Here is a 25,978-nt window from a genome sequence, read left to right as displayed (position 1 = left end):
CCCCGGTAATGCCCGACGCCTTCCAACCCGCCGCCTGCTCCCCTGTGCAACCCCGGTGCCCAGGGCAGGGACGTGCACTGCCGGACATCGGGAAGTGGCGCTCGGGGCGGATGCCCCGTGACGTGGCCGTGACCAGACCCAACCTGGGAAGACTTTTTCCCTCCCGGGGGCCCGCATGGCTGTAACGACGGACTGTAAGAAGGGCGGTGTTACCGATCAGCGGGCGGATCCGCCGGAGGGGCGGCGGGCTCCACTGGAGGCTCGGCACCGGACTCCACGGGTGTGGCTTCCGCAGGCGCCTGGGGCAGGGGAGGGATGGGGTGCTCCGGCGTCACGCCTCGCCGCGTGACGGCGTACAGCACCCGCGCCAGCAGGAGCCCTCCGGCGATGGCCATCAGGACGCGCCAGACCATGGGTGGAACCGGAGGCTCGCTCACGGTGAAGCGCGCGTGGGCCGACTTGGGGCGGGTGGTGAGGAAGCGCACGTCCACGTCCCACGCGCCGGCCTCGTCGGGGACGAACTCGGTGCTCCATCCCACGGCGTCGCGCGTCAGCGTGCGCGTCACCTGGCCCGGCACGCCCTCTCGGGAGAGCGCGACCGTGACGGCGCCCTGGAAGGGAGGTCCCTGGAGGTTTCCCACCGACAGCGTCAGCCGCAGCGGCTCACCGGGGCGGGGGACGGCGGGGGTGAGGACGCCGCTCAGCTGGTCCTCCGCGTCACGCCAGGAGAGGGAGAGCAGCTCGCCGCGCCGCTCCACCTTGATCTGATCCGACGCGGGGGCCGCGGCGGCATGCAGGGCCAGCAGGCAGGTCATGACGACCCACCCCAGCAAGGCGGTTGAGCGGCTTTGCCTCATGGACCGCTGTCCCCTAAGATGCGCTGCCCTGTCACCTTCCACCAAGCTTGCTCCCCCCGGGGAGTCCCCGGGATGAATCCTCAAGCATTCGGGAAATATCAGCTCGTCAAGAAGCTCGCCACGGGCGGCATGGCCGAAGTCTGGCTTGCGCGTCAGTCCGGAATCGAGGGCTTCCAGAAGGAGCTTGTCGTCAAGCGCATCCTCCCGCACCTCGCGGAGGACCGCGAGTTCGTGGAGATGTTCAAGAACGAGGCGCTGATCGCCGCGCGCTTCAATCATCCGAACATCGCGCAGGTCTACGAATTCGGCGAGGCCAACGGCACCTATTACATCGCCATGGAGTTCATCCACGGCGAGGACCTGGGCCGGGTCATGCGCAAGGCCAGCGGGATGAACCAGTGGATCGCCCGTCCGCTGGCCATCCGCATCGTCGCGTCCGCGTGCGAAGGCCTCTACTACGCGCACAGCCGCAACGATGACCGCGGCCAGCCGCTCAACGTGGTGCACCGCGACATCAGCCCTCAGAACATCCTGATCAGCTTCGATGGTTCGGTGAAGCTGGTGGACTTCGGCATCGCGAAGGCCGCGGACCAGGCTTCGATGACGAAGTCCGGCGCCATCAAGGGCAAGTTCGCGTACATGGCGCCCGAGCAGGCCGCGGGCAAGCACCTGGACCGGCGCGCGGACATCTTCGCCATCGGCCTGGTGCTGTACGAGATGCTCACCGGGCACCGGCCGCTCAAGAAGGACTCGGAGCTGGCCACGCTGCAGGCGGCCATGGAGTGCTCCATCCCGTCCCCGTCCGAGGTGGCCGACGTGCCCCGGGACATGGACCACGTGGTGATGCGCGCCCTGGCCAAGAGCGCGGATGACCGCTACGACAACGCGCGCGAGTTCCAGACCGCGCTGGAAGAGCTGCTCGTCAACGAGCGCTGGCTCGTCACCTCCGGGCAGATTTCGGAGCTGATGAAGACGCTCTTCGCGGATCGTCTGGATGACGAGCTCAAACAGGGCCAGGTCATGCCCTTGGGCGAGGACTCCAACACCGCGCCGCCCCGGCCGCCCCCGGACATGAATTGGGAGGCCCCGCCGGGTGAGTCGCGCGAGCGCTCGCGAAGCAACGCCACCCGCACGGGCTCCGCGCCCCGCCGCGCCACGGGCATGTCCCCCGCGCTGGCGGATGATCCGAACGAATACGACGCGCCGTCGCTCACAGGCGTGGAGCAGCCGCCGCCGCGGCGCCGCTCCAGCGTGTCGGAGCCGGCCGTCCGGCGCGGCACGTCCACCAGCAACCCGAACGCGACGCAGATTGCCCGCACCAACTCGCGCTCGGACCTGCGCAGCCAGTCCGTGGACGACGTCCCTCCGCCCCGGCGCACGGCGTCGCGCGCCATGCCGGTGTCGGAGCCGCCCATGCGTTCGCGCTCGGGCGTGCATCGCATGGAGCTGGAGGACGACGAGCGCACGCGCCTGCCGCCGCCGGATGATGAGACGGAGCCCGCGCCCGCGCCGCCGCCTCCGCGCCGCCGCACCAGCACCAGCACCAACCAGTCCGCCGTGGAGCCTCCGCGCCGCCGCACCTCCAGCCGCGTGGACGCTCCGCGCGCGCGCCCGGTGGCCCCGCCGGTGGATGACGAGGACTCTGGCGAGCGCCGTCCGTCGCGCTCCAGCGCCCCCGCGCTGCCGGAGCCGGTGAAGCCCCGGGGCGGCAGCGTGCGCACGCTGGTGACGGTGGGCCTCGTCGTGGGCCTGCTCGCGCTGGGCGTGCTCTTCCGCGAACCCATCATGCTGGCGCTCACGTCCAAGGCCGCGGACGCGCAGGGCGTGTGGCTCACGGTGAACACCAATCAGCCGGTGAAGGTGTCCGTGCGGCACACGGAGCGCTGCAACAGCCCGGAGCCGGTGACGATGCTGGGCACCGCGCCGCTCACGCGCGTGCAGGGCGCCCACCTGCAGGACACGCTCATCCTGGAGAACGACGCCCAGGGCATCTACCTGGAGGACTCGGAGGAGCTCGCGTTTGGTACGCCTGGGGAGTTGAAGACGTTCGAGCGCAGCTTCAAGGAGGGCACCCTCAGGTTGAAGCTCACTCCGAAGGGCATCGCCACGGGCCTGACGGTGTACCGGAACAACCAGTTGATCGGGAACGCCGGGACGACGCTCAAGCTGATGGAGGGTAAGCACATCCTGGAGCTGCGGGGCGCCAAGCTGAAGGAGCCCGTCACGCTCGACGCGAAGGTCGTCCCCGGCGAAATCACGGAGCAGACGTTGGACCTGGCCTCCGCGCTCTAGTAGCGCGGCAGGGCAGGGTCCACGGTGCGCGAGTACAGGTCGATGCCACCCTGGAGCGACACGGCCTCCAGGCCCCGGTCGATGAGGTACGCGGCGCCGTCCAGGCTGCGCACCCCGTGGTGGCAGTAGACGACCACGGGGCGGCCCCGGAAGGACTCCAGCTGCTCGTGGAAGTCCTCCAGCTCCGGCAGGGGCATCAGCACAGAGTGGGGCAGGGCCACCCACTCGTGCTCGTGCGGGAAGCGCACGTCCACCAGCACGGGGCGCGACTCGGGAGGGCCGGCCAGGCGCCGGGCCAGCTCGGCGGGGGTGATTTCGGGGATGGGCATGGGGGTTATCTTCTGTTGAGCCGGGAAGGGGCCCGTCAGGTCCCTTGGCTTTTCGGGCGCCAGGGCGTTATGTGGCGTCGTCTACGAGGAGATTGAAGCACATGGATACTTCTACCGCCGTCACCGGCTCCACGCCGGCCTCCCAGCCCGCCGCCTCCGAGTCCGTCGTCCTGACGGCCGCCGCCATCGCACAGGTGAAGACGGTCATCCAGGCCCAGGGCTTCCAGGGCTACTTCTTCTCCATCCGCGTGGTGCCCTCCGGCTGCAGCGGCCTGGGCTACGACCTGAACCTCGTCAAGGAGATGAAGGCCGGAGACCAGACGTGGGAGCAGGACGGAGTGACGATCGCCACCGACGCGCTGAGCGCCCAGTACCTCTCGGGCACGCACATCGACTACGTCACCAGCGTCACCGGCGCGGGCTTCAAGTTCGAGAACCCCAACGCCAAGTCGTCCTGCGGCTGCGGGACGTCGTTCACCACCTGATTCGCCAGCTGGCGAATCGTCGTGGATGAAGGGCCGGGATGGGACGCCAGGCAGGCGTGCCCCCGGCCCTTCGTGCGTTCAGGCTCCGGCCACGGGCTTCATCACCTTCATCCAGTTCTGCTCCCCCTGGCCGCGGTTGCGGCGCTGGGCGCGGCGGGCCTCCGCCTCCTGGAAGGCCTGGCGCTCCGCCTCCGACTCCAGGAGCAGCGGCGGCACGGGCACGCCCTTGCCGTCCTGGCCCTGCGCCACGAAGGTGAGCAGCGCGCTGGTGGTGAGGTGCCGCTCACCGGTGAGCGGGTTCTCCGCGTGCACGGTGACGCCCACCTCCAGCGAGGTGCGGAACGCCGCGAGCACGCGTGAGTGCAGGAGGGCAATCCAGCCCACGCGGATGGGGGCGTGGAAGTGCAGGTCGTCCATGGACGCCGTCACCACGACCTGACGGCAGTGGCGCTGGGCGGCCACGGCGCCACAGATGTCGATCCACTGCATCACCTTCCCGCCGAACGCGGCGTTCAGGTTGTTGGCGTCCGGAGGGAGGATGAGCTGCGTCATCACCACTTCGGAGTCGCGCGGGCTCTTGGGGCTGAGGTCGTGCATGGCGCGACTGAGCGTCGCACGAAACGGCGCCGCGTCAGGCCAGGAATGCGGAGACGCGGTCCATGAACTCCTCGCGGCCCGCGCCGCGGCGGATGTCCTGCTTGGAGACGTCCACCACCAGGCACTCCACGCCGTACTTCTCCTGGAGCACCTGCGGGAAGCCCGCGTAGTAGCCGTTGAGGCCCTTGAGGAAGGGCCTCCCGATTCCCTTCTCCTCCGCGCGGCCGCGCGTGCGGATGCGCTGGAGCAGCACCTCCTCCGACGGCACGTCGAAGCAGATGACCTTGTCCGGCCGCACGATGTGGCGCGACAGCCGCTGGAAGTACTCGTAGTACAGGTCCAGCTCCGCGTTCGTCATGTGCCCCAGGCCGTGCAGGTACTTGGCGAAGATCTCCGGGTCCTCGTAGAGCGTGCGGTCCTGAACGCAGCTCTTGCGGACGGAGTGGATGAGCTCGTGGTGCTCCACGCGCCGGATGAGGAACTCCAGCTGCAGCGTGAACGACCACCGCGACATGTCGCCGTAGTAGTCACGCAGGAAGCGGTTGTCGATGACGGGCTCGTCGAAGAGCTCGAAGCCGAAGGCCTGGCTGATGAGCTTCGCGGCCGTCGTCTTGCCCGCTCCGATGTTGCCCGCGAGCGCCACGAAGCGCTTGGCGCGCGGCAACTTCACCTTCGCCTTCGCCTTCACCTTGAGCGTGTTGCGGGCGGCGGGCTTCGTGTCGGCGTCGGCCGGGGGCGGCGCCTGGGTCGAGGGCTCGGTGCGAGACGTCGCCGGACGCGCGCGGGCGGTGGAGCGGGGCATGGAGCCCGAAGGCTTAACCCGGCTTTCCAGAGGCGTCCATTCGCTGGCGGAGCAGGTCCGGCCGGTCGGTCATGATGCCGCCAATGCCTTCCACGATGAGCCGGTCCATCTCCGCCGGATCATCCACCGTCCACACGTTGATCCACTTGCCGCGCTCGGCCGCGGTCTTCAGCAACACGTCGTCCACCAGCCGCACCTCGCCGAAGTACAGCGGCATGTCGAGCACGCTGTAGCGCGCGTCCTCCGGCGGCGCCTCGCCCGCCTTGAGCGCCAGGACGAACGCGGCCAGCGCGTCGCGCGGGTAGAAGTGGCACGCGTCAGGCAATTCCTGGTGCAGCCGCTCCGCGATGACGTCCTGCTCGCTGCCCAGGCACACGCGGCCCAGGGCCGCTTCCTCGGTCAGCAGGCGGGCGAGCACGGCTTCCGCGCCCGGCACGTCCGGCTTGAGCTCCACGTTGAGGCGCAGGGTGGGGAAGGCGCGCAGCACCTCGCGCAGCGTGGGCAGGCGCACGCCCTGGCCTCGGAAGGGGAAGGTGCGGCCTTCGTCCGGCGTGAAGCGGTGGCCCGCGTCCAGCTTGCGCAGCTCCGCCAACGTCAGCGCCGCGAGCGGACCTCCTCCGTCGGTGCAGCGCTCCAGCGTGTCGTCGTGCGCGACGATGACTTCACCGTCGCGCGACAGGTGCACGTCCAGTTCCAGCATGTCCGTGCGGTGGGTGTGGACCGCGCGCTGGAAGGCCTCCAGCGTGTTCTCCGGCGCGAGCAGCGCTCCGCCGCGGTGCGCGATGTGGAGTGTGGGCTTCAGCCCATCAAGAAACATGTCGCGCGGCAGCATGATCCACCTATTCCTGAATTGACGATGATGTCACGAACAGGGCCCCGGTCCGTTCCTTGCCGGCCCTACTAACCCACCGGTATAAGAGCCTGAATCCTCAGCCCGACCGGCGTCGGACATCAACTACCTCGGCGCCCCTCACTCCCCGGAGAATTTCAAATGGAACTGCGCACGAAGCTGGGCGCTGCGGCCCTCCTGGCTGCCGCGGCGATGGCCACCGCGGCCGGCTGTGGCGGCCGTGACGACGACAACCCCACTCCCACCCCCGACGCCGGCTGTACGGGCGTCTGCAGCACCGACGCGGGCTCTGACGCGGGCACGAACACCGACGCGGGCTCTGACGCGGGCACGGGCGACGCGGGCCCCACCGCCAACCAGATCGCCGCGACGCGCAAGGTGTCGTTCGGCACGAAGGCGACCCTGCGCGACGTGGTCGTCTCGGGCATCCACTACGAGAAGCTCAGCGACCAGGGCAACGGCTCCTGGCGCTCGTACTTCTGGGTGACGGATCCGGCCGCTCCGAAGGAGGGCCTCTTCATCCATAAGTTCTACACGGACACGCCGGACGCGTATCACCCGCAGCTCGGCGACACCGTCGACATCGTGGGCTACTTCGGCACGGAGCCGAACAACTCGCCGTTCACCGGCCGCCGCCACCACCTGGCCAATCAGCAGACTCCCGCGGTGCCCCTGGCCATCACGCCCAAGCTCACGGACGCGGGTACGGCGAACCTGCCCCCGGCCAACGAGGTGACGGTGGATGAGCTGACGGCGTCGCTCGCGGCGGCCCAGAACAGCGCGGCATACCTGGGAACGCGCGTGCACCTGGCGGGTCCGCTCACGCTGACCAACCCGCAGCCCTCCCAGCTCCAGCGCCTGGACAACGAGGACGCGGGCACCCTCTTCTACGGCTTCGAGGTCACAGGCGGCATCCTCGTCTACCACGACAAGACGCGTGACCGGTCCGACGGCGGCTTGGGCTGCGACTACCAGAAGGCGGCCCTGGATGGCGGCTCGGTGACGTTCCCCAACGGCATCACGGGTGTCTGGGATACCTACACCTTCGCGGGCTGCATCAACGGCAGCTCCAACATCACCAGCTGCGGCACCGGCGGCAATGACCGGGACAGCGGCGTGCCGGGCACGGACCAGCGCTACACCTACACCATCATCCCGCAGGGCTGCGAAGACCTGCCGGGCGAGGTGGTAGTCCCCGAGTAATCCGCTTTCGCCTGATGCCTTCCCCGTCCGCCTCCCAGGGCTCACCTGCCCTGGGGGGCGGTCGTGTTTCAGGGGCCTGAAAGTTCGCGTGCCCCACAGGGCCTGCCTAGAGTCCGACGCCGGGCGGGTCGGACGGCTCCCCCCGGGGCGGGAATGCAGGTAGGCTCCGGACACGCTTCAAAGTTCCACCCGCGGCCCACACCTTCCACGTCCTTGAGCTCGCCCCAGACGGCCACCCCGTTCGGCAAATATCTGCTCATCAAGCGCCTCGCGCTGGGCGGGATGGCGGAGCTTTTCCTGGCGCACAAGCCGCCGGACCCCACGCTGGTGGTCATCAAGCGGATCCTCCCGTACCTCTCCGAGGAGCCGGAGTTCGTCCAGATGTTCCTGGACGAGGCGCGCATCGCCGCCCAGCTCCATCACCCCAACATCGTGCAGGTGCACGAGCTGGGGAAGGAGGGGGACAACATCTTCATCTGCATGGAGTACGTGGAGGGCGTGGACCTGCGCCGCGTGCTCGCGGAGGAGTTCAAGTTCGGCGCCTCCATGCCGTACGGCGTCGCGGCGAAGATCTGCGCGGCCATCGCCGCGGGCCTGGACCACGCGCACTTCAGCCGCGGCGTGGATGGGCGCCCGCTGGAGCTGATCCACCGGGACGTCTCTCCGCAGAACGTGATGATCGCCTACGACGGGCGCGTGAAGCTCGTCGACTTCGGCATCGCCAAGGCCGGCGCGTTCATGGAGCGCAGCAAGCCGGGCGTCATCAAGGGGAAGTTCCTCTACCTCTCCCCCGAGCAGATTCTTCAGGAGCGGTTGGACCACCGGGCGGACATCTACGCGCTGGGGGTGATGCTCTACGAAATCACCACCGGCAAGCAGCCCTTCCACCGGCCCACCACGGAAGGCATCCTCTACGCCATCCGCTACGAGGAGGCGACGCCGCCGCACCTGGTGCGCCCGGACTACCCGGAGGTGCTGTCGCGCATCGTGATGCGGTGCCTGGTGAAGGACCGCACCCAGCGCTACCAGCGGGCCTCCGAAGTGCGCGACGACCTGCACGCGTTCCTCGCGTCCGGCGTGCTCAAGCAGAGCCTGGACGTGGCGCAGTACATCGCGCGGCTCCTGGGGGAGAAGGAGGAGCGCACCGTGCTCCACATCCCCCCGGCGAAGCGCGCGGGCCGGCACGAAGCCACGCTGCCGCTGCCGTCCCTGCGCACGCCGCTGCCGCCCCCGGTGCCGGACCTGCCGGAGGACACCGCCGCGCGCACGCTGCCGCTGGCCGACGCGGAGGACACCGCCGCGCGCACGCTGCCCCTCACGGAGGACACGTCGTCGCGCACGTCTCCGCTCGATGAAGACACGGGCGCGCGCACCCTGCCGCTGGGCGGGACGGCGTCGCAGCCCCGGGGGCCCTCGGCGCTGACGCCCGTGGGGCTGGTGTCCCGGCCTCCCGCGCGCAGGCCCACGGCGGAGTCCGCGGCGCTGCGTGCCTGGGACGCGGAAGAAGGGGAGCCGGAGACGCAGATGGCGCGGCCGCGCGACCTGCCCTCGGGCCACGACGACGAGGACGATGACGACGGCGAGTCCACCGCGGTCGGCACGATGCCCGGCGCTCCCTCGCCGCGCCGCCACCTGGAGCCCGTGTTCGAGGCGGAAGCCTGGGACGAGGAGGAGGCACAGGAAGAGGAGGACGACGAGGGCGACTCCACTGTGCCGCTGCGCGCGCGCCGCCCCCGGCCCGTCGCGCCCACGCCCGCACCGGCGCGGCGCAATGGCCCTCCGGAGCCCACCGCGCGCTCCGGGTCGGGAGACCGTTCGCGGCGTCCGTCGACTGGCGTGGCCATGCCTCGCGGCGCGGGTGGCGGGGATGATCCGTTCGCGCCCACGCCGCGTCGCACGCCGGAGGGACGCGCGACGACGCCGCCACCTGGCCCGCGTCGGCCGGGCATGGCGTCCGCCAACGACGGCCGCTCCGAGCCGTTGTCCTCCGGTCCCCGCCGCATGGGAGACGATGGCCGCTCCGAGCCGTTGTCCTCCGGTCCCCGCCGCATGGGAGACGATGGCCGGTCCGAGCCGCTGGCGTCCGGTCCCCGCCGCATGGGCGACGATGGGCGCGTGTCGCAGCCTCCGGGCCCGCGCCGGGGTGCCTTCGCGTCCAGCGACGCGAACCGCTCCGCCCCGCCCGGCAACTCCGGGGCTCGCAACGTCCGTCCTCCGCCGCGGCCGTCACCGGAAGACGACGAGCGCTTCAACACCGACCCGGGGCCCTCCGGGGGGAGCCTCACGGACCCGACGCCCGTCTCGACCGGAGACCCGGACGACGACGAGTCCACCGTCGGGTTCCAGGCGCCGCGAAGGCCGCCGCCCCGTCGGGTCGTGCGCGCGCCCGTCGACGAGGACGAGGACTACGACGACGAGGGGCCCGACACGCTCGACGCCTCCCGGTCGCCCCGGCGCTCGCGCGCCATCGTGCTGGTGGCGGGCGTGGTGCTCGTGGCCGTGCTGGGCCTGGGGCTCGCGTGGATGATGGGCCTCTTCAGTCCGGAAGCGCAGGCTCCTCCCGCGCCCATGAGGGGGCCTCCAGCGGGAGGCCCGGCGCGGCCCGGTCCCCAGGGAACGGCCCCCGTGAAGGCGCCCACGCCACCCGCTCCTGTTCCGGCCGAAGCCGCGCCGCCGAAGCCCGCTGAACCCGCCCTCGCGGACACCGCCGCGCGGCAGCCCGTTGAACCCTCCCTCGCGGACACCGCCGCGAGCCCGCCAGACGCAGGACTCGCGGTGGCCGCGGCGGGCACCGAAGCCACGGCCCCGCTGGCCGTGGCGACCGCGGCCCCGGCCGAACCCGCCGAGCCCCCAACCCCCGCCACCGTGGAAGTCCGCTTCGAGGCCCCGGTGCGCACCGTGCTTGGCCGGCCGGGGGGCGAAAAGCTGCCCATCAACCAGGTGGTCGCCCTGGCTCCTGGCCCGCTCCGCGTCCAGTACACCTGCCCGGGACGGCGTGCACCTCGGGGCATTGAGACCTACAACGTCCGACCTGTAACCGGGGAACTCCAGACGCTCCGGGTCCCATGCCGCAGGCGGCGCTAATTGGCACGGCGACTTACGCGTATGCGGCATCCGCACCCCCCGGAGGACACGTAGGACCGGGTACGCTTGAGTGCCCTTAAGTCGTTGGAATTCCTTGGCTTTCCACCAAGCGGGCGCGTTTACACATGTCAGAGGGGTCCGTAGACTCCGGCCCCTCTATGGCTCGCGCGAAGAAGCAGAAGAACATCATCCGACAGAGGACCTACCCCGCGGGGAGGGTGGCCCGGCAGCTCCCGGTCGCTCCAGAGCCCAACCGACTGGTGAAGGTGTGGCGGCGCGTATTGGAGCGCCGGTTGCGCACGCGGCTGCGGGGGAAGGTGGCGGTGGAGATCCACGACAACACCCACACGATGCTGACGTTCCAACGCCAGCGGGCGCTGTGGCGGTTGAGGCTGCACCACATGTTCCTGGCGGCGCCGGACGACGTGCTCCAGGCGCTCGCGAGCTTCGTGCGCAAGGGGGACCCGGACGCCAGCGCGCTGCTGGACCGCTACATCGAGCGCAACCGCATCTTCATCCGCCGGCTGTCCCCGGCGCAGATGCGCAAGCGGCTGCGGCTGTCCCCGGTGGGGCGCTACCACGACCTGACCCGCATCTATGAGCGGCTCAACGAGCGCTACTTCCAGAGCCGCATCGACGCGGCCATCACCTATGGGCCGGCGCCCCGGGTGAAGGGGCCTCGCAAGAGCATCAAGATGGGCTCGTACTCGGCGGACTCGAAGGTCATCCGCATCCACCCGGCGTTGGATCAGCCGCTGGTGCCCCGGTACTTCGTGGAGTGGATCGTCTTCCACGAGATGCTGCACCACGTCTACCGCGCCCGCCGGGGCGAGGACGGCCGGCGCTGCATCCACCCGCCGGAGTTGATGGAGCACGAGAAGCGCTTCCACGACTACCAGCGGGCGCTCGCCTGGGAGCACGAGAACCTGGACCTGCTCCTGTGCGCCCGCACGGAGCAGCTCTGAATCAAGCGGGCCCGCTCCCGGGGCGCCCTTCATGGCGGCCGGGACGCGGGCCCTCCTGACGGCGGCTCCTGACATCTCAGGGGCGCCGTCAGGGCAGGATGAGGCCGCCGGGGCTGCGCCGCTCGCCCATGGGGGCGGCAGGAGGCGCCTCGGGGGCCGTGGCGCCCTGCGCCGCCTGGGCCTGGGCACCCGCCGCGGCCAGGACCACGACCTTGGCGAAGAGCGTCTCCGCGAAGAGCGAGAAGGGCTCGTCGAGTCCGTGGAAGAGGCGCCGCGCCTCGCCCCGGGCGATGGACGCCGGGAGGGCCCGCCCGGTCGCGTCGAAGAAGGCCGCCATGCGCCACAGTCGGCGCGCGTAGCGCTGGCGCACCTCCGGCGTGAAGTAGGCCCTCGCCGCTTCCAGCACCCGCTGCCGCACCTGTTCCTGGCGCTGGACCCCGCTCAACGCCAGCGGGCTCGATGCCAGCGCCTGCACCTGCTCCATCAGGCCCTGCACCTCCGCGTCGGGAGGCATCCACTCGGCGATCTCCGGCGTCGCGTGGAGCTGATCGCCCTCCAGGGCATGGCGCACATCGTCGGGCTCGGGGGCGGGGAGGGGCTCGGGCTCGTGGATGGGCTGCACCCCATGGTGGCGCAGCGCTGCCTCCAGGTCCGGCGGGAAGGGCGTGCGGGTGCGCAGGTTGAGCGCCGCGGCCTCGGCGAGCAGCCGGGCCCCTTCCTCGCGGGAGACCTCCATGCCGAAGCCGTTCTTCAGCCCGTGCTTGAGGATGCGGCGGATGTCCCCGCGGCTCTGCTCGGTGCGGTTGAGCTCCAGCACGCCCTGCTCGTCCGACGCGATGACCTGGAGCAGCTCCACGCCGCCGCGCACCACGCGCGTGAGCAGCAGGCCGTACTGCCCCGTCGACGACACCACCGTCACCAGCGTGGGCAGCGCCTCCGGGGCCGGGGCCGTGGGCGCCTCCTTGGGGGCTTCCCGCGGGGTGACGCCGCGCGAGCGCAGCCGGTAGAGCGCCTTCTTCGCGGCCTTGGCCAGCGGCTTCACTGACGAAGCGGACAGGGCCTCCGGCAGCGCCACCTGTCCCGCCAGCACGGCGGCCTCCAGCACCGCGCCCGCCAGGGCCTCGGGCAGGGCCTCCACGGCCGCGGGTGTCGCGGAGCCCACGTCGTCCGCGAGCTTCCGGGCCTGGGCGACGTCCGCCTCCGGGAAGGCGGGCAGGGTTGTGCCGGCGCGCAACGCATCCAGCAGGGGACGGGGCTCGGTGGAGACAGGGCTCATGCGCCGGGTTTCTACTTCACGCCCTACCGCCGCCGCACCAGCCAGCTCCCTCCACTCTGTCCCACGATGACCAGTTCCGACTGGAGCCGGGCGCCGAAGACGCGCGACGGGTGCACCCCGCGCACCAGGAAGTGGTCGTACCAGCTACCCTGCGTCGCCTGGTTCATCTCCTGCGGCCGCCACTCGGAAGGGAAGGTGGGCGGCACCTCCCCCCGGTAGCGCAGGGGCGAGTGGGGCGTGGTGGCGAAGGTGAAGTTGGGCACCCCGCCGCGCTCGCGCGCCACCACCGCCGCGGCGTGGATGAAGACGGGGAAGCGCACCACGCTGGAGCGCGGGTCGAACACCAGCCCCATCACCTTCGGCCGGTTCGCGGCCAGGTCGGACAGCGCCTCCAACTCGCGGGCCTCCTGGGAGAAGCGCTGGAAGCCTCGCCCCATCACGAAGGCCAGCAGCAACGCGCTCGCCGCCGCCGCGAGCCCCAACGGCCTCCGCCAGTCCGCGCGCGCGGCCGGCATGCTCGCCACCAGCAGCGCCGCGGCCAGGTGCGCGTAGCGCGTGTTGAGGTAGTAGACGTACCCCCGGATGTCGAAGGGCAAGAGGAAGTACAGCGCCAGCGCCAGCACCCCCAGCCCCAACAGCCGCCAGCGCGCCAGCGGGCCCTCGCGGCGCGTCCCCGGCCCCACGAGTCCCAGCACCCAGCCCGCCACCGCCACAGCGCCCACGGCGTACAGCGGCCAGCGGTCCGAGCCGTCGTGGAACGTGTTGGCGAGCACCTGGAAGAACTCCGCGCGGTTCTGCTCGAAGCCCTTCCACGCCAGGTTCTGCGGCGAGAACGTGGGCCCCCACGCCTTCCACGGCGCGCCCGGTTGGATGTCCGGCGGGTTGCCGAACCGCAGCACCACCCACGACAGGAACAGCGTCACGCCGGGCACCACGCCCAGGAGCGCCGGCACGCGCGGCTTCACCCGGGCCACGATTCCCTTCGCCGCCGCGTCCTCCGGCACCGGCGTGGTGAGGAGCAGCCACGGCAGCCCGAACGCCAGGAACCCGAAGGCCTGCACGTGGAAGAGCAGCACCGCCACCAGGCACACCGCCAGCCCCCCGCCCCAGCGCGCGCGGCGTGGCGCGTCCGTCAGCGTCCGCACGAAGAGGCCGCAGCACAGCAGCGTCAGCGGCAGGGCCGCCAGGTAGTTGATGAAGCCCCAGCCGAAGCTGTCCCCGTACGCGAGCGGCAGCGTGAGCAGCGCGGGCCACGACGGCCGGCCCAGGCTGCGCAACAGGAAGGCCATGCCCAGCGGCATCCCCACCACGTACGCGGTGAGGAAGACGCGGTTGGCCATCTCCAGTGGCAAGAGCCAGTTGAGCGCGCTGACGAGGTAGTAGTAGCCCAGGTACGGCGTCAGCTCGTGCCGCGCCGCGAACAGCGTGGGGTAGAGCGTCGTCGGGTCGTCCAGCCGGTGCAGCACCGAGATGAGGTACAGGTGCTGCGGCAGGTCCACCATGGGCAGCAGGCGCGACACCCAGAGCGGGAGCGCCCCCAGGACGAGCGCGGCGACAAAGGCGATGCGGGCAGTTCGGTTCGTCACGGGCAGGAGGGCGCGGACTGTACGCGCGCGCCCCCGCGCCGGGCGAGCGCACCGTGGGCTCCGTTGACGGGTAGGCAAAGGTGCGTGCGAATGCCTTGGCAGGGGGAGTGCCCTGCGCTATAGGCCGGGATGGCGGGCGGCTCCCCCCAAGCCTTCCCCGGGCCTTCGCCAAGGAGAGCGGACATGGCACGCAGCGCGACGTTGATGACCGCGGGTTTGCTGTTGGGCGGCCTCTGGCTTCTGCCCGCCAGCGCCCACGCCTGCGAGGCCCATGCGAAGGCGGCCGCTGCCTCCAAGGGCACCACGCCCCAGACGCCGGCACCGGAGGCCCACAAGGCCCCGGAGGCCAAGACGGACGACGCGCCGCGCCCGCTGGAGGAGCTGGATCAGCTGCTGACGGCGAAGTGCTCCTGCGGCAGCAAGGCGGACTGCACCTGCAAGCGCGGCAAGTGCGAGTGCTCCAAGTGCTCGGGCCGTCATGCGCCGCGCCAGGTGACGGATGCGCTGCGCGGCCGCCCCGCCACGCAGGAGCTCCAGGAGGCGCGCAACGACGCCTCCGCCGGCATCTTCATCTGAAACGAAAAGAGGGCCCGTGGAAGGGCCCCCTTGGGAACGCCAGCGAGGTGGCTCAGGCCGCCGGGCTGGAAGAACGCCCGCGCGGGGCAGGGGCTCCGCCCTCGGCCACGAGCACCGGCCAGCCTCGCGCCATGGCCTCGCGGAAGAAGGCCGCCAGCTGGTGCCGGCTGCTGTTCACCGCGCCCTGGAACGGGTCGATGAGGGCCTCCTCGCCCAGGCTCTCCTGCGAGGACAGCTGCACCGGGTTGCCGCAGCGCTCGCAGCGGATGGACACCTGGCGCACCAGGGCCACCGGCACCGCGTAACGGGCACTGCATTGGCCGCACTTCCACACCAGCGCGCGCTCTCCAGCCTCCAGGCGGGCCAGGTGCTCCAGCTCATCCGCCAGGCGCAGCAGCGCGGGCAGATCCTGGGGCGGCTGGGCGAAGATGGCGCTCGCGCCAAAGCCCTTGCCCGGCGAGCCCAGGGCCGGGGGACGGTCCCCCTGGAGCAGGGCGCGCAGGCGGTCGCGGGCTTTCAGGTCGCGGAACTCGGCGCCGGCGAGGGCCCGCTCCACGGCCTCGTGCACCGGAGGCAGGTCCGGCTCGAGGCGCTCTTCGTCCGGCAGGGTCTTGGGGAAGTCCACCAGCCGGTGGGCGGGAAGTGCGAGAAATCGGAAGGCCACGTTCCTTCCATGGCACTTGGGCCCGCCATCCGCAAGACGCGAGTTGCCAATCGTGGGACGCGGGCGACAGTCCGCGTCCGCTTCTTTCAGGCGGACCACTCCAGCATCCGCTGCAGGGGGGCGAGCGCCGCGTGCTGCAGGTCCGCCGGCAGCACCAGCTCCGGCGTCCTGTCCCGCATGCAGCGGTAGAGCTTCTCCAGCGTGTTGAGGCGCATGTACGGGCACTCGTTGCACGCGCACCCGTTGTCCGGCGGCGCCGGGATGTACGTCTTGTCCGGCGCGGCCTTCTTCATCTGGTGGAGGATGCCCGCCTCCGTCACCACGATGAACTTCTTCTTCGGGCTCTTCACCACGTAATCCAGGATGGCCTTGGTGGAGCCGATGAAGTCCGCGTGCCGCAGGACTTGCTGCTCGCACTCCGGGTGGGCCACCACCTCCGCGTCCGGATGCTCGACCTTCAGCCCCACGAGCTTCTTCTCGCTGAAGATTTCATGGACGATGCAGCTGCCCGGCCACAGCACCATGTCGCGGCCCGTCTCCTTCATCACGTGCCGGCCCAGGTGTTGATCCGGCGCGAAGAGGATGGGGCGGTCCTTCGGAATCTGGTTCACGATGCGCACGGCGTTGGACGACGTGCAGATGACGTCGCTCATCGCCTTCACCGCGGCGGAGCTGTTCACGTACGACACCACGAAGGCGTCCGGGTGTTTGTCCTTGAACGCCTTGAAGGCCGCGGGCGGGCACCGGTCCGACAGCGAGCAGCCGGCCTTGAGGTCCGGAAGCAACACCTGTCGGCTGGGATTCAGAATCTTGGCGGTCTCCGCCATGAAGTGCACACCGCAGAAAACAATGACGTCCGCCTCCGTCCGCGCCGCCGCCTGCGCGAGCGCCAGGCTGTCACCGACGAAGTCGGCCACGTCCTGCACTTCGCTCTCCTGGTAGTAGTGCGCCAGGATGACCGCGTTCATGGAGCGCTTCAGCTCCCGGATGCCCGCCTCGTAATCCACCGTCTCGCCCATGGGGGGCCTCCTCGTCGCTCGCGCATTCTGTAACGGCGTCCGCGGCCCGGGGCCAGCGCGCTCATATGGCCCTCGTGCGTGCGTCCCTACCCACCAAGGGGTCCCAGCAGACCGCGCGCCTTTAACCTATTCCGAAAAGTCCTCTCACCCCCGCGTACATCACCTAATCCATAGGAGCAGGTAAAGTACGCGGTGGTTGTTCGCCGGCGGCTCACCGGGGAAGGCGTTTCAGCGCGGGCCCGCCGGCAACAGAGAGAGCACCAGGCTCGGACACTCAAGACATGCGGATGGCGGGAACGGGGCGCGTGCGAGCCCCGCGTCGACGGGAATGGCGCCTTGCACGGGCGCCGGTGTGGCTCTTGCGCGTCGGGGGAAATCCATGAGCGTGCCGACTCACGAAGTCCTCATCGTCCACCCCAATGAGATGCGTCGCAACGCGCTGAAGTCCGCGTTGAACACGCACCGCGTTTCGGTGGTGGGCTCACAGTTGGAGGCCACGCGGCGCATGGAGGCGACCGCGCCCACGTTGATCATCGCGCCCGCGGACAACGCGCGCCGCTTCCTGCGCCACGTGGACCGGGCGGCGCCGGAGGCCGTCTGCGTGTTCGTCTGCGCCCGGTCGGATCAACACGGGCTGGAGGAGCTGGTGGAGACGGCCGCGGAGGGGCACGTCTTCAGCACGGTGGACGACGCGCTGACCGAGGGCGAATTGAAGTCGCGCCTGCGCGACATCCTCCAGCTGCGCGCGTCCACACGCGTGTCGCTGGATGCCGGAATGCGCGTGGACTTCCTCCTGCGCGGCCAGGCTTTCAGCGCCGAGTGCCAGGACCTGGGCCACTTCGGGGCCGCGCTCCAGGTCCCCATGGACGCGTCGCTGGCGGCCTTCCTGCCGGGCACGCCCCTGGACTCGCTGACCATGCTGCGCGACGGCCGGCCCGTGCTGCACGTGGCCCGCGCCTACGTGCGCCACGCCACCCCCGTCCAGCAGGGGACGCACGCGTTCCTGCGCGTGGGCATCTCCTGGCGGCTCGCGAACGACGAGTCCACCGCCGCCCCGCCGCGCACGCTGCGGGACCCGGTGGCGGTGCAGGCCGCGCTGCGCAAGGCGCTCCGGCGCGAGCTGCCCGTGTGGCTGCATCCGGCGGACAGCCAGACGGCGCACTTCCAGCTGGAGTCCGCCACGGTGGAGCCTTCCGACGAACGGGGCCTCCTGCGCGGGCAGGTGTCCCCGGCGCTGCCCGCGAGCGTGGGGGAGGTGGTCCACCTCTCCTTCGAGATGGGCGGCCAGCGCTACCGCGGCGTCACCAGCATGCTCCACGTGGGGCCTGACGGCGTGGTGCTGGGGATGCCCCGCACGCTCGCGGTGGAGAACCGGCGTGGACAGCAGCGCTTCCGTCCCAGCGCGCAGCACCGCTTCCTCGTGCGCTTCACCTCGCCGTTCAGCGGCCAGCGCATCACGCGCGCGGTGTTGGATCTGGGCGCGGGCGGGTTCGCCTTCCCCATCGACGCGTCGTGCGAGGTGCTTCCGGTAGGCTCGCTGCTGGACACCATGGTGCTGCTGCCGGACGGCTCGGAGGTGGCGTGCCGCGTGGAGGTGCGCTCGGTGGAGGTCGTGCCCTTCGAGTCCCGGCATGCTCAGCGCCTGAGGCCCTACCGCTGCGGCGTGCGCATCCTGGACATGCCGCGCGCGGTGCGCGACGCCATCGTGGATGCGTTCGTGTCCGCGCGCGCCCCCCAGGTCCGCGACGCCGCGGTGTTCCGCTTCCCGGACGTCTGGCGGATGATGGCGGACGCCCGCTACACCTTCCACCCGGACCACCCCTTCGGCGAGGAGCCCCGCGTCCTGCCCGTGCTGGAGGCGACGTATGAGCGGCTGGGCCGCGCGCGCGCGCTGGGGCGCTCGCTCGTCTTCACGGATGCGAGCCGACTCCTGGGGCACGTCAACGGCCTGCGCATGTACTCCGGCACGTGGCTGGTGCAGCACCTGGCGGTGATGCCGAGCTTCCGGCGCAGCGAGCAGATCTCCAGCGAGCTCACGTCGCTCGCCGTGGAGGTGGGCGAGGCGATGGAGGACGTGGAGTTCATCCGCTACATGTGGCGCACCGACAACCGGTGGCCGCACCGGCTGGGCACGTGGCTGGCGCGCGTGCTGGAAGGGCAGGGGCTGTGCCACCTGCGCCAGTTCCACTACCTGCGCGCGGACCTGTCCCAGATGCCCACCGTGGACGCGGGGGCGCTGCCGGCCGTACGCGAGGCGGGCCCGGAGGACCGCCAGTGGCTGGAGTCATACCTGCGCCGCCGGGGGGAGATGGTGCGCCTGCTCAGCGAGGACCTGGGCGCGGACCCCGGCCCCGAGTCCGTCCTGGGCGCGCGCTTCCGCGCGGCGGGCCTGCACCGCGAGCGGCGGATGTTCGTGGTGGATGGGAACGAGGGGCCGCTGGCGCTGGCGCTCCAGGACGAGGCCTCGCCGGGCCTGAGCCTCATTGAAGTCACCAACGGCTTCAACCTGGTGGTGGCGGACCGGGAGCACCCTCGCGCGAAGGACGCGGTGGTGGCGCTGGCGCTGCGGTGCATGGCGCACGCGCGCGAGCGGGGCCGCGGTTCGGCGCTGGGCATGGTGGACGCGCTGGACGTGCCGGTGCTGGGCGCCTGGGGCTTCATGGACCAGGGCCTCTTCTCCGAGTGGACCTTCCACCGCTCCATGGTGCGCCGCTGGTGCGAGGCCTGGCGCTCGCTCTTCGAACGGCAGATGCCCATGCGGCGCATGAAGCCCCGGGCCTCCGCCCAGGCTCCCGAGGCTCCGGTGTCCGTCCAGAAGCAGGAGGTGCGCTGATGTACCTCATGGAATCCACTGACGAGTCCCGCCGCCTGCTGGAGCAGGAGCAGTCCCAGGACACGCGCGACGTCCTCCTCCGCACGGGCCTCAAGCCGGGGGACCGCGCGCTGGACGCCGGCTGCGGCCCCGGCGGCATCGCCGAATTGATGGCGGACCTGGTGGGGGAGGGCGGCCACGTCACCGGCGTGGAGCTGCACGACGGCCGCCTCGCGGAGGCGCGATCGCGCAACGCCCACCGCCCGAACCTGACGCTCCTCCAGGCGGACGTGCGCACCACGGGCCTGCCCTCGGACGCGTTCGATTATGCGTGGAGCCAGTACGTCTTCGAGTACCTGCCGGACCGGGACGTGGCGCTCGCGGAGCTCATCCGCGTGACGCGGCCCGGGGGGCGGGTGGTGGTGTCCGACATCGACGGGCTGGGCCTCCAGAACTGGCCCTTCCCGGAGCACCTGCGCGTGGGCACCCAGCGCATCGTGGAGGCCCTGGCGGCGCAGGGGTTCGACCTGTACGTGGGCCGCAAGCTGTACTCTGAGTTCCGCCGCGCGGGGCTCACGGACGTGCGGGTGCACCTGATGCCCTTCTACCTCTCCCCGGGCGCCGCGGAGGCGCGGCTCGTGCGCGACTGGAAGACGCGCTTCGAGGCGTTGGCGCCGGTGGGCGCGGCGGTCCTGGGCGGGCTCGAGGCCTACCAGGCGCACTGCGCCGACTTCCTGGCCATGCTCGAGGACCCGGAGGGACTGAAGTACGCGGTGACGCTGGTCACCGAAGGAACGAAGCCGTGACCCAACGCCTGCCGGCGGTGAAGGTGCAGGACGTGTCCGCGGACAACGCCCCCGAGGTGAGCGTCCGCGCCACGTCCACGCTGCTGCTCTACTTCGAGCACCGCTTTGGCGCGGAGCGGTTGGCCCGGGTGTGGCGCGAGCACGCGTTCAGCCTGGGGCTGGACTACATGCGCCAGCCCACCAACTACGTCTCGCTGCGCTTCCTGGAGCGCGTGGCGGCGGCGCTGCGCGAGGACTCCGGCGACTCGCGCTTCATGCGCGAGGCGGGCCTCTTCACCGCGTCGCCGCAGGCGCTGGGCTTCGTCTTCTACATGCTGCGCGCCTTCGGCTCGCCCAAGGCCTGCTACAAGCAGACCATCGACTTCTCCCCCAGCTACAACCGGGTGGGGGCGTTCGCGGTGGACCTGCTGGAGCACAAGCGGCTCAAGCTGTCCTACCGCAGCAGCACTCCGGAGCAGAACCGCAACATCTGCGAGCTGCGCATGGGCCAGTTCGCGTCCTTCCCCACCATCTGGGGCCTGGCGCCCGCGGAGGTGCGGGAGACGGAGTGCCAGGTGCTGGGCGGCCAGGCGTGCCGCTACCACCTCACCTGGACGGATCCGCCCACGCTCTGGGGCCACTACCTGGGCCTGCTGCTGGGCATGGTGAGCGGGCTGCTGGCCACGCACCTGGGCTGGGGGGACGCGCTCTTCTCCGTGGCGTCGCTGGGCATGGGCGGCTTCGCGCTGGGCGGCTGGTTGGACCGGTGGCGCGAGCTCAAGCGCAAGGACGAGCTGCTCGCGGCGCAGGCCCAGGCGAACATGGGCTCTCTGCGAGAGCTGCAGCAGCGCTACGACGAAGTCTTTGGCAGCAACGTGGCGCTGGAGGACCGCGTCATCGCGCGCACGCGGGAGCTGTCGGAGGCCAACGCGAAGCTGGAGGCGGCGCTCGTCAAGCAGCGCGAACAGGACCGGCTGAAGACGGAGTTCTTCGACAACGTGAGCCATGAGCTGCGCACGCCGCTCACGCTCATCCTGCTGTCGCTGGACGCGCTCCAGAAGGAACCGGAGTCGCTGCCCACGGTGGTGCGGCAGCACCTGGTGACGCTGGACCGGAGCACGCAGCGGCTTCTGCGGCTCATCGACAACCTGCTCAACCTGGCGCAGCTGGAGGCAGGCAAGGTGCGGCTGCGCTACCAGCCGCTGGAGCTGCACGCGTTCCTGTCCTCGCAGCTGTTGCCCTTCCGCACCGTGGCGGAGAAGCAGGGGCTCACCCTCTCGCTGGAGGGCGGGCCGGTGTCGCCGGTGCACGCGGACGCGGAGCGCATTGAGGGCGTGTTCCACAACCTGGTCTCCAACGCGCTCAAGTTCACGCCGGCCGGCGGCAGCATCGCGGTGCGGCTGCGCGAGGACGACACGGACGTGCACGTGGAGGTGGTGGACACGGGGCAGGGCATGGCGCCCGCGGACCTGGCCGTCATCTTCGACCGCTTCGCCCAGGCGGATACGACTGGCACGCGGCGCTTCGGGGGCAGCGGCATCGGCCTGGCGCTGGTGAAGGAGACGCTGGCGCTGCACTCGGGCGGCATCGAGGTGTCGAGCACGCCGGGGCAGGGCAGCAGCTTCCGCGTGCGGCTGCCCAAGGGCACCCGGCATCTGCGCGAGGACCTGCGCGAGCGCCGCGCCACGGACCTGCCCACGCGCCGCGAGCGCCGCAGCTCCGGCCGCTTCGCCACCGTGCTGGCCGCCACCGTCGCCGGGGCGCAGCGCCCCACGGAGCCGCAGGACCACACGCGCGCTGACTCGAAGGCCCCCCGCATCCTGGTGGTGGAGGACGACGCGGAGATCCGCGCCTTCATCGCGGACATCCTCGCGCCCAGCTACCGGGTGCTGGAGGCCGCCAACGGGGAAGAGGGCGTGCGCCGGGCGATGGAGGAGCGGCCGGACCTGGTGGTGTCCGACGTGATGATGCCGGTGCAGTCCGGCCTCAACCTCCTGGTGCAGCTGCGCGCCCATGCGCAGACGGTGGACATGCCCGTCATCCTGCTCACCGCGCGCCAGGAGGTGTCCGCCAAGGTGGAGGCTCTGGGCGCGGGCGCCAATGACTACCTGGGCAAGCCCTTCAGCCCGCGTGAGCTGCTGGCGCGCGTGGAGACGCAGCTGCGCCTGCGCGAGGCGGCCGTGCGCGCGGCGGAGAACGAGCGGCTGGCGGCCATTGGCCTGCTCACCTCCGGCTTCGCGCACGAGGTGCGAAACCCGCTCAACGGGCTGATGAACGCGCTCATCCCGCTCAAGGAGGTCATGCAGGGGAAGCAGACGGGCGGGGACCCCAACCTGGGCACCGCGATGCTGGAGGTGATGGAGGAGTGCGGCCAGCGCATCCGCCACCTGGCGGAGTCGCTGCTGTCCTTCGTGCGCACGGCGGAGAAGCCGGTGGCGGTGCGGCTGGACGCGGCGCTCGACTCCTCGCTCAGCGTGCTGGGCTGGCGCATCCCCCCGGCCGTCGTGGTGGAGCGCGCCTACCAGTGCGCGGAGCCCATCTGGGGCGACCCGGGCACCCTCAACCAGGTGTGGCTCAACCTGCTGGACAACGCCCTGCGCGCGGTGGGTGACGCCGGCCGCGTGCTGGTGGAGACGGCCCAGCAGGGCGACGAGGCGCTCGTCACCATCGAGGACACCGGCGTGGGCATCCGCCCGGAGGACCTGGAGAAGCTCTTCCAGCCCTTCTTCTCCACCCGCGCCGCGGGTGAAGGCACGGGCCTGGGCCTGGCGCTCAGCCGGCGCATCATCCTGCAGCACGGGGGCCGCATCCACATCACCAGCCAACTGGAGAAGGGCACGCGCGTGGAGGTCCGGCTGCCCATGCGCCCCGCGCACGCGGAGCCCCTGGCCTCCACCCCCACCGCGGGTGCGAGTCGCGGTCGCTGGCCGCGGCGCATCGGCTGACGCGCCCGGCCACGAACGGCGGGGGGCCGGAGGGCTGCTCGCGCAGGGGGCGGGAGTTCCCAAGGACGCGGGGTGTCCTCTGTCCTCGCCGAGGGCGGGACTCCTGTTACAGTCGCGCGACTTTTCGTTCCCCCTCACAAGAATCCGTTCGAGGAACTCACGGCATGCAAAGCACCGTCGCCGCGGGCGAGGCCCGCAAGGGGCATCCCCCGGGCCTGTATTTGTTGTTCGCCACCGAGATGTGGGAGCGCATGTCCTATTACGGCATGCGCGGCCTGCTGGTGCTCTTCCTCACCGACAAGGTGCGGGGCGGCTTTGGCTGGTCCACCGCGGATGCGCTGAGCCTCTACGGCACGTACACCGGCCTCGTGTACCTGACGCCGATTCTTGGCGGCTACATCGCGGACCGCTTCATCGGCCAGCGCAAGGCGGTGTTGCTGGGCGGCGTGCTGATGATCATCGGCCACCTGTTATTGGCGCTCCCCGGCATCTCCATCTTCTACGCGGGCCTGGGCTTCCTCATCATCGGCAACGGCTTCTTCAAGCCGAACATCTCCACCATGGTGGGCGGGCTGTACCCCGCGGGTGACGGCCGGCGCGACGGTGCCTTCACCATCTTCTACATGGGCATCAACCTGGGCGCGGTGCTGGGCAACTTCATCTGCGGCACGCTGGGTGAGCGCGTGGGCTGGCACTGGGGCTTCGGCTCCGCCGGCGTGGGCATGACCCTGGGCGTGATCATCTTCGTGGCGCTGGCGAAGCGGTACCTGGGCAACGTGGGCCTCGCGCCCGCGCCGCGCCCCACCGAGGCGCAGACGACGACGCCGGACGGCAAGCACCACGCCTTCAGCCGCCAGGAGTGGGACCGCATCATCGTCATCTTCATCATCGCGCTGTTCGTGGTGGCGTTCTGGACGGGCTTCGAGCAGGCGGGCGGCCTGATGAACCTCTACACGGACCAGAAGGTGGACCGCTCCATGTTCGGCTGGGAGGTGCCCACCACCTGGTTCCAGAACTTCAACTCCGTCTTCATCGTGACGCTGGCGCCCATCTTCGCGGCGGTGTGGAGCACGCTGGCGGCGAAGGGCAAGGACCTGAGCATCCCGGTGAAGATGTCCCTGGGGCTCATCTTCCTGTCGGTGGGCTTCGCCTTCATGCTGGGCGCCTCCAAGGAGAGCGCGATGGACGGCAAGGCGGCGGCGTGGTGGGTCATCATGGCGTACCTCTTCCACACCATGGGCGAGCTGTGCCTGTCGCCGGTGGGCCTGTCCATGGTGAGCAAGGTGGCGCCCCAGCGCGTCGTCTCCGCGATGATGGGCGTGTGGTTCCTGGCGAACGCGGTGGCCAACAAGCTGTCCGGCGTGCTGGGTGGCTACTCGGAGAAGATGGGTGAGTTCAGCGTGTTCCTCACCATCGTCATCGGCGCGGGCCTGTCGGGCGTCATCCTGCTGTTCCTCGCCCCCATGCTGAAGCGGATGATGCACGGCACGGACGAAGTGACGCCCGCGTCGACGCCCGCGCACCAGGAAGGCACCGTCCACCCGGCCACCTGAGCCGGGCAGGGCAGTCTTGCTGAAGCACGAACGCCGGAGCGCCCCCTGGGTGCTCCGGCGTTTTTCGTGGGCCGTGGGAGCCCTGCACGCCCGCTCCCGCGTGGGTATCGATTCTCTAGAGCCCATGCGGATCCAGATTGGAAAGAGCCGCTCGGCGGATTGCACCACCGCCGCGCGGGAGGCGAGCCAGGAGGCGCTGCGAGGCGCGGACGCCCCCAGCTTCGCGCTCGTGCTGTGCACGGACCAGTACGACGCGGTGGCGTTGGCGTCCGCGGTCGGCGCGCAGCTCGGGGACATCCCCTGGGCCGGGTGCTGCGCGGCGGGCGTCTTCGCGGGAACGGAGCTGCTGCTCCAGGGCGTGGTCATCGCGTTCTTCCGCGGCGACGACTTCCGCGTCGGCGTGGGAATGGGCGGGCCGGTCAGCGTGAGCCCGCGAGCGGCCGGACGCGCGGCGGTGGCCGAGGCCGTCAGCAAGCTGCCTCCCAAGCCGCCTGGATACCGGCGGACGCTGTTCGTCCTGCCGGACGCGCTGAGCGGCAACTCGACGGAGGTCGTGCGCGGGGCTCAACAGGAGGCGGGCGCGGGCATCCGCTGGGCGGGCGGCGGAGCGGGCAACAACGTCCGGTTCGTGAAGACGGCCCAGTTCACGCACGGGCATGCCTGGCAGGACCAGGTGGTGGTGATTGCCTTTGATGCCCTGGAGCCGTTGGGCGTGGGCATCCAGCACGGCTGGTCTCCCTATGGTCCGCCCTCGCAGGTGACGAAGGCCCGGGGCTCGACCGCCGTCGAGCTCGACTACGAGCGCGCCTTCGAGGTCTACCGGCACACGGCCGAGAGCCGGGGTGACGCCCTGGACGCGCAAAGCTTCCCCCGCTTCGCGATGACCCACCCGCTGGGGATTCCCCAGGCCAATGGCGAGTTCGTGATCCGAGACCCCCTGACCGTCGAACCCGATGGTTCGGTGCGCTTCATCGCCGAGGTCCCGGACGGCTCCCTGGTCCGCGTGATGGAGGGCAAGCGCACGGACCTGCTCGACGCCGCTGGCATTGCCGCCACCCTGGCCCGGGAAGCAACCCCTGGCGCATTGGGTGGCGCGGTGGTGTTCGATTGCGTCTCCCGGTACCTCGTCCTGGGGGAGTTCGTCCAAGACGAGCTCGCGAGGTTCCAGGACGCGCTCGGAGCGGGCGTCCCGGTCGTGGGCTGTCTGACCCTGGGTGAGGTGGGGGCCATGGGAGGCGGGGTCCCCCAGTTCCACAACAAGACAGCGGTGGTGGTCGCCCTGCCTGGATGAGGGAGTG

General features: G+C 70.9%; 20 protein-coding genes. 11 read left to right on the top strand and 9 right to left on the bottom strand.

All coding sequences use genetic code 11. The features are described from left to right. Positions 1-209: 209 nt before the first annotated feature. Entirely contained in the window at positions 210-815 is a 606-nt protein-coding gene (locus D7X99_RS31575) for a hypothetical protein (RefSeq protein ID WP_147476311.1), read from the bottom strand. Positions 816-929: 114 nt separating this feature from the next. Here D7X99_RS31575 and D7X99_RS31570 point away from each other — a divergent pair, with 114 nt between their 5' ends. Then, positions 930-3,149 carry a serine/threonine-protein kinase gene (locus D7X99_RS31570; protein WP_121781004.1) on the top strand — a complete coding sequence of 740 codons (2,220 nt, stop codon included), beginning with the start codon at positions 930-932 and terminating at the stop codon, positions 3,147-3,149. On the opposite strand, the gene D7X99_RS31565 is transcribed toward D7X99_RS31570, so the two are convergent. Then, the gene (locus D7X99_RS31565) at positions 3,146-3,478 is read right to left on the bottom strand and encodes a rhodanese-like domain-containing protein (protein ID WP_121753071.1); all 333 of its coding nucleotides are present in this window, start codon (positions 3,476-3,478) and stop codon (positions 3,146-3,148) included. The genes D7X99_RS31570 and D7X99_RS31565 overlap by 4 nt on opposite strands. A 101-nt stretch (positions 3,479-3,579) precedes the next feature. Here D7X99_RS31565 and D7X99_RS31560 point away from each other — a divergent pair, with 101 nt between their 5' ends. Next, complete coding sequence (locus tag D7X99_RS31560) at positions 3,580-3,963, top strand: iron-sulfur cluster assembly accessory protein (RefSeq protein WP_121753070.1); 384 nt, start codon at positions 3,580-3,582, stop codon at positions 3,961-3,963. Positions 3,964-4,041: 78 nt separating this feature from the next. On the opposite strand, the gene D7X99_RS31555 is transcribed toward D7X99_RS31560, so the two are convergent. From D7X99_RS31555 to D7X99_RS31545, 3 genes are read right to left on the bottom strand one after another with little or no spacing between them, the layout of a single operon-like run. Then, positions 4,042-4,560 carry an acyl-CoA thioesterase gene (locus D7X99_RS31555; protein ID WP_120581020.1) on the bottom strand — a complete coding sequence of 173 codons (519 nt, stop codon included), beginning with the start codon at positions 4,558-4,560 and terminating at the stop codon, positions 4,042-4,044. Between the two features lie 34 nt (positions 4,561-4,594). After that, positions 4,595-5,362 (bottom strand): deoxynucleoside kinase, encoded by a 768-nt coding sequence (locus D7X99_RS31550; RefSeq protein WP_121781003.1) that lies wholly within the window; start codon positions 5,360-5,362, stop codon positions 4,595-4,597. A gap of 13 nt (positions 5,363-5,375) precedes the next feature. Beyond that, a complete protein-coding gene (locus D7X99_RS31545) occupies positions 5,376-6,194 on the bottom strand; it encodes a glycerophosphodiester phosphodiesterase (protein ID WP_121781002.1) in 819 nt (272 codons plus the stop codon). Positions 6,195-6,353: 159 nt separating this feature from the next. Between D7X99_RS31545 and D7X99_RS31540 the strand changes: the two genes are divergently transcribed. From D7X99_RS31540 to D7X99_RS31530, 3 genes are all read left to right on the top strand, one after another. Continuing rightward, positions 6,354-7,415: a hypothetical protein gene (locus D7X99_RS31540; RefSeq protein WP_121781001.1), complete on the top strand. Its 1,062-nt coding sequence runs from the start codon at positions 6,354-6,356 to the stop codon at positions 7,413-7,415. Positions 7,416-7,628: 213 nt separating this feature from the next. Beyond that, positions 7,629-10,499, top strand: a complete 2,871-nt coding sequence (locus D7X99_RS43255) for a serine/threonine protein kinase (RefSeq protein WP_199756387.1) — start codon at positions 7,629-7,631, stop codon at positions 10,497-10,499. 158 nt (positions 10,500-10,657) lie between these two features. Beyond that, complete coding sequence (locus D7X99_RS31530) at positions 10,658-11,464, top strand: hypothetical protein (RefSeq protein WP_211484594.1); 807 nt, start codon at positions 10,658-10,660, stop codon at positions 11,462-11,464. Between the two features lie 88 nt (positions 11,465-11,552). Here D7X99_RS31530 and D7X99_RS31525 read toward each other — a convergent pair whose 3' ends face one another. Beyond that, positions 11,553-12,740, bottom strand: a complete 1,188-nt coding sequence (locus tag D7X99_RS31525; protein ID WP_121781000.1) for a hypothetical protein — start codon at positions 12,738-12,740, stop codon at positions 11,553-11,555. 23 nt (positions 12,741-12,763) lie between these two features. Further along, complete coding sequence (locus D7X99_RS31520) at positions 12,764-14,326, bottom strand: hypothetical protein (protein ID WP_169831356.1); 1,563 nt, start codon at positions 14,324-14,326, stop codon at positions 12,764-12,766. A 183-nt stretch (positions 14,327-14,509) separates the two neighbouring features. Here D7X99_RS31520 and D7X99_RS31515 point away from each other — a divergent pair, with 183 nt between their 5' ends. After that, positions 14,510-14,902 carry a metallothionein gene (locus D7X99_RS31515; protein WP_121780998.1) on the top strand — a complete coding sequence of 131 codons (393 nt, stop codon included), beginning with the start codon at positions 14,510-14,512 and terminating at the stop codon, positions 14,900-14,902. A gap of 52 nt (positions 14,903-14,954) precedes the next feature. Here D7X99_RS31515 and D7X99_RS31510 read toward each other — a convergent pair whose 3' ends face one another. Then, positions 14,955-15,566 carry a hypothetical protein gene (locus D7X99_RS31510; protein ID WP_121780997.1) on the bottom strand — a complete coding sequence of 204 codons (612 nt, stop codon included), beginning with the start codon at positions 15,564-15,566 and terminating at the stop codon, positions 14,955-14,957. An 86-nt stretch (positions 15,567-15,652) separates the two neighbouring features. Then, the gene (gene nadA, locus D7X99_RS31505) at positions 15,653-16,585 is read right to left on the bottom strand and encodes a quinolinate synthase NadA (RefSeq protein ID WP_121780996.1); all 933 of its coding nucleotides are present in this window, start codon (positions 16,583-16,585) and stop codon (positions 15,653-15,655) included. A gap of 379 nt (positions 16,586-16,964) precedes the next feature. Between nadA and D7X99_RS31500 the strand changes: the two genes are divergently transcribed. The 5 genes from D7X99_RS31500 (at position 16,965) to D7X99_RS31480 (ending at position 25,971) form a co-directional block, all read left to right on the top strand. Then, positions 16,965-19,418: a PilZ domain-containing protein gene (locus D7X99_RS31500; RefSeq protein ID WP_121780995.1), complete on the top strand. Its 2,454-nt coding sequence runs from the start codon at positions 16,965-16,967 to the stop codon at positions 19,416-19,418. Continuing rightward, positions 19,418-20,203: a methyltransferase domain-containing protein gene (locus D7X99_RS31495; RefSeq protein WP_169826293.1), complete on the top strand. Its 786-nt coding sequence runs from the start codon at positions 19,418-19,420 to the stop codon at positions 20,201-20,203. Before D7X99_RS31500 ends, D7X99_RS31495 begins: the two co-directional genes overlap by 1 nt. Then, positions 20,200-23,127: an ATP-binding protein gene (locus D7X99_RS31490; protein WP_121780994.1), complete on the top strand. Its 2,928-nt coding sequence runs from the start codon at positions 20,200-20,202 to the stop codon at positions 23,125-23,127. Before D7X99_RS31495 ends, D7X99_RS31490 begins: the two co-directional genes overlap by 4 nt. Positions 23,128-23,291: 164 nt before the next feature. Further along, complete coding sequence (locus D7X99_RS31485) at positions 23,292-24,680, top strand: peptide MFS transporter (RefSeq protein ID WP_121780993.1); 1,389 nt, start codon at positions 23,292-23,294, stop codon at positions 24,678-24,680. A 124-nt stretch (positions 24,681-24,804) separates the two neighbouring features. Then, on the top strand, positions 24,805-25,971 hold the full coding sequence (locus D7X99_RS31480) for an FIST signal transduction protein (protein ID WP_169826292.1): 1,167 nt from the start codon (positions 24,805-24,807) through the stop codon (positions 25,969-25,971). The last annotated feature ends 7 nt before the right edge of the window (positions 25,972-25,978 follow it).

It is taken from the genome of Corallococcus sp. AB032C (genome assembly GCF_003668935.1).
In the GTDB taxonomy this organism is placed as follows: Bacteria; Myxococcota; Myxococcia; order Myxococcales; family Myxococcaceae; genus Corallococcus; species Corallococcus exiguus.
The sequence above is the reverse complement of the archived record's forward strand: the minus strand, read 5'-3'. Positions and strand labels throughout refer to the sequence as shown.

What these genes read in the sequence shown, in the direction of transcription:
- D7X99_RS31575 (WP_147476311.1), bottom strand. Translation starts at nt 815, where the DNA reads ATGACCTGCCTGCTGGCCCTGCATGCCGCCGCGGCCCCCGCGTCGGAT.
- D7X99_RS31570 (WP_121781004.1), top strand. Translation starts at nt 930, where the DNA reads ATGAATCCTCAAGCATTCGGGAAATATCAGCTCGTCAAGAAGCTCGCC.
- D7X99_RS31565 (WP_121753071.1), bottom strand. Translation starts at nt 3,478, where the DNA reads ATGCCCATCCCCGAAATCACCCCCGCCGAGCTGGCCCGGCGCCTGGCC.
- D7X99_RS31560 (WP_121753070.1), top strand. Translation starts at nt 3,580, where the DNA reads ATGGATACTTCTACCGCCGTCACCGGCTCCACGCCGGCCTCCCAGCCC.
- D7X99_RS31555 (WP_120581020.1), bottom strand. Translation starts at nt 4,560, where the DNA reads ATGCACGACCTCAGCCCCAAGAGCCCGCGCGACTCCGAAGTGGTGATG.
- D7X99_RS31550 (WP_121781003.1), bottom strand. Translation starts at nt 5,362, where the DNA reads ATGCCCCGCTCCACCGCCCGCGCGCGTCCGGCGACGTCTCGCACCGAG.
- D7X99_RS31545 (WP_121781002.1), bottom strand. Translation starts at nt 6,194, where the DNA reads ATGCTGCCGCGCGACATGTTTCTTGATGGGCTGAAGCCCACACTCCAC.
- D7X99_RS31540 (WP_121781001.1), top strand. Translation starts at nt 6,354, where the DNA reads ATGGAACTGCGCACGAAGCTGGGCGCTGCGGCCCTCCTGGCTGCCGCG.
- D7X99_RS31530 (WP_211484594.1), top strand. Translation starts at nt 10,658, where the DNA reads ATGGCTCGCGCGAAGAAGCAGAAGAACATCATCCGACAGAGGACCTAC.
- D7X99_RS31525 (WP_121781000.1), bottom strand. Translation starts at nt 12,740, where the DNA reads ATGAGCCCTGTCTCCACCGAGCCCCGTCCCCTGCTGGATGCGTTGCGC.
- D7X99_RS31515 (WP_121780998.1), top strand. Translation starts at nt 14,510, where the DNA reads ATGGCACGCAGCGCGACGTTGATGACCGCGGGTTTGCTGTTGGGCGGC.
- nadA (WP_121780996.1), bottom strand. Translation starts at nt 16,585, where the DNA reads ATGGGCGAGACGGTGGATTACGAGGCGGGCATCCGGGAGCTGAAGCGC.
- D7X99_RS31500 (WP_121780995.1), top strand. Translation starts at nt 16,965, where the DNA reads ATGAGCGTGCCGACTCACGAAGTCCTCATCGTCCACCCCAATGAGATG.
- D7X99_RS31495 (WP_169826293.1), top strand. Translation starts at nt 19,418, where the DNA reads ATGTACCTCATGGAATCCACTGACGAGTCCCGCCGCCTGCTGGAGCAG.
- D7X99_RS31485 (WP_121780993.1), top strand. Translation starts at nt 23,292, where the DNA reads ATGCAAAGCACCGTCGCCGCGGGCGAGGCCCGCAAGGGGCATCCCCCG.
- D7X99_RS31480 (WP_169826292.1), top strand. Translation starts at nt 24,805, where the DNA reads ATGCGGATCCAGATTGGAAAGAGCCGCTCGGCGGATTGCACCACCGCC.